Source organism: Arsenophonus sp. ENCA (assembly GCF_002287155.1).
Classification (GTDB): Bacteria; Pseudomonadota; Gammaproteobacteria; order Enterobacterales; family Enterobacteriaceae; genus Arsenophonus; species Arsenophonus nilaparvatae.
The window spans coordinates 1-2956 of record NZ_NHNG01000777.1; the positions used below are offsets into that span (position 1 = coordinate 1).

The 2956-nt window shown below is 36.1% G+C and carries 3 protein-coding genes; 1 reads left to right on the forward strand and 2 read right to left on the reverse strand.

The window, feature by feature from the left end:
- Positions 1 to 385: 385 nt before the first annotated feature.
- Complete coding sequence (gene mioC, locus CBG25_RS20120) at positions 386 to 841, reverse strand: FMN-binding protein MioC (RefSeq protein ID WP_290608866.1); 456 nt, start codon at positions 839 to 841, stop codon at positions 386 to 388.
- 85 nt (positions 842 to 926) lie between these two features.
- Positions 927 to 1388, reverse strand: a complete 462-nt coding sequence (gene asnC / locus CBG25_RS20125; protein WP_032115567.1) for a transcriptional regulator AsnC — start codon at positions 1386 to 1388, stop codon at positions 927 to 929.
- Positions 1389 to 1550: 162 nt separating this feature from the next.
- Here asnC and asnA point away from each other — a divergent pair, with 162 nt between their 5' ends.
- Positions 1551 to 2543 carry an aspartate--ammonia ligase gene (asnA, locus tag CBG25_RS20130; RefSeq protein WP_032115566.1) on the forward strand — a complete coding sequence of 331 codons (993 nt, stop codon included), beginning with the start codon at positions 1551 to 1553 and terminating at the stop codon, positions 2541 to 2543.
- Positions 2544 to 2956: the final 413 nt, after the last annotated feature.

The window sequence follows — 2956 nt, forward strand, 5'->3', positions numbered from 1 at the left end:
AATCAGTCGATTAGCCAACAAATAATGATCTCACTCCCTCTTGTGCTGAAAAAAACAGCAAATCTTACCGACTGTGATCCCTATTTCATACGGCCTCAGGATCTTTGAAATTCCTAGGCGTTAAAATAAGATCTTTTTATTTAAAGATCTCTTTATTAGATCTTTTATTAGGATCGCGATCTTCTGTGGATAAGTGCAAATACCATTAGAAGATCATTATCTTGTTTATGATCTTTAGCTGTGAATGATATGTGATCCTACTCCGTATAAGCTGGGATTAACATGGCTAGTTATCCACAACAAAGTTTGGCATTCAAGCTTATTCTATGGATAACTACGGGTTATTTCCTGCTTTTTCGCAAAGTTATCCACATTTATTTGGCTTTTATTTATCCAAATCGATAATTTTATCTTTCCACTTTTCGATCCAAATTTCTGCAAGATCTTCTGGCACTTCATGTTCTAAAATATCAATCTCCAATGTTTCTCCAACGCGTTTTGCATTATGATCCTTTAGCAGTTGATCTAATTTATGGATTGCACCACAAAAAGTATCATATTCTTTGCTACCTATCCCAATCGCACCATAACTAATCTGGCTAAGATCAGGTTTTTCTTCGCTGATCTCTTTTGCTAGAGGTTGTATATTTTCAGGCAAATCACCTGCTCCATGGGTAGAGCATATAATTAACCAAATACCTTTTGTTGGTAGCTCTTTTAACGATGGACCGTATGTGACTTCAGTGTCAAAGTCATATTTCTCCAATATTTCAGCGAGATGTTCAGCAACATATTCAACGCTGCCCATAGTGCTACCTGTAATCAATGTTACTTTTGTCATTATGAACCCCATTATTTAAAACAATGCCTATTGTATGCTGTGAATGAGTTGGGATCTACCTGTGAATAATATGGTTATTCCATTTTTATGGATTGATAGTACGCATTATTGGATTTTGTAAAGAGATCAAGGTTTCAGTAGATTGGATCTCATCAATTGTCTGTATCTTATTAATAAGTACGTCTTGTAACGCATCAATGGATCGACACATTACCTTGATAAATATACTATATTGTCCAGTTGTATAGTAAACTTCGACCACCTCGTCTAATTCATCAAGTTTTTTCAGCGCAGTATGGTAGTCTTTCGCGCTTTTTAAAATAATGCCAATAAAGCAACAGACATCAAAACCTAGTTGCTTCACATTAATATCTACACGTGTCCCTACAATAATCCCAGCTTGTTTCATTTTTTCGACTCGGACATGTATCGTACCAGGACTTACGGCAAATTTTTTAGCTATTTCAGCGTAAGGGATCCGTGCATTTCTCAGTAATTCATTAAGTATGTCACGATCCAGATTATCGATTTGATAATTTTCAACCATTTTAAAACACCATTTTTAACGATTATTTATTTTTAAAGGCTTTATTTTGAATATTATAAATCATAATGACTTTTTTTTATTAAGTATATTGAATTTATAACCAGTTTTATTGTTTAATCTATATAACAAAGCAAATAATGCTACAGATTATGGGGTAAAAAAATGGAAAAGTCATTCATCGAAAAACAACAACAAATTAGTTTTGTTAAATCTTATTTTTCGCGTTTATTAGAAAAAGAATTAGCTTTAATTGAAGTTCAAGCACCTATCTTAAGTCGTCTCGGTGATGGGATTCAAGATAACCTGTCAGGCCATGAAAAAGCAGTACAAGTCAAAGTAAAATCGATGCCAGATTCTGTTTTTGAAGTTGTACATTCATTGGCTAAATGGAAACGTAAAACGTTAGGTCGTTTTGATTTTAAACCCGGACAAGGGCTTTATACCCATATGAAAGCATTGCGTCCTGATGAAGATCGTCTGACACCTATTCATTCTGTATTTGTAGATCAGTGGGATTGGGAAAAAGTAATGCTTAAGGATGAGCGCTCTCTTGATTATTTAAAACAGACGGTCATTAAAATTTATCAAGCAATAAAAGAAACAGAAAAAGCGGTTAGTACAGAATGTGGTTTAGCTCCATTTTTACCTGAGCAAATTCATTTTGTTCATAGTGAAGAATTATTACAACGCTACCCTGATCTTGATGCTAAAGGAAGAGAACGTGAAATAGCTAAAGAATTAGGTGCAGTTTTTCTTATTGGTATTGGAGGAAAACTATCGCATGGCCTTGCTCACGATGTACGTGCTCCTGATTATGATGATTGGACAACACCTAACAGTGAGGGGTATGCCGGTTTAAATGGTGATATTATTGTTTGGAACCCTATATTGCAGGATGCATTTGAAATTTCTTCTATGGGCATCCGTGTTGATACAGAAGCGCTTACAAACCAATTAGCAATCACCGGTGATGAAGATAGAATGTCTTTTGAATGGCATCAAGCATTGGTAAAAGATCAAATGCCACAAACGATAGGTGGTGGGATTGGACAATCTCGTTTAGTGATGTTATTACTTCAGAAAAAGCATATTGGCCAAGTTCAATGTAGTGTATGGTCGCCGGAAAGCCATGCAGTTATTGCGGATATGTTGTAATTAGTTCCAATAGCGTAATAATCGACTTTTTAGCTCGGTATCAAAGTGCCAGATATAATCGAAAATATTTGGGATACCCGGTTTTCCATATTTACGCCTAGGAATTTCAAAGATCCTGAGGCCTTATGAAATAGGGATCACAGTCGGTAAGATTTGCTGTTTTTTTCAGCACAAGAGGGAGTGAGATCATTATTTGTTGGCTAATCGACTGATTTTTGAACGAATTTGCTGAATTCAGGCAGATCTTCCCTGCATTACATCACGTAACGCATTCGCGCTATTTCCACTGCGTTAGCAACCAGATCCTTTGTTACCAGCCCATACAAGACCCGCTGATAGACCATTTTCCCGCCACACAGAATACATTTAAAAGGGTCCGTATTGAGCAGTGCTTGGCTGAGGCTGGAAAATGT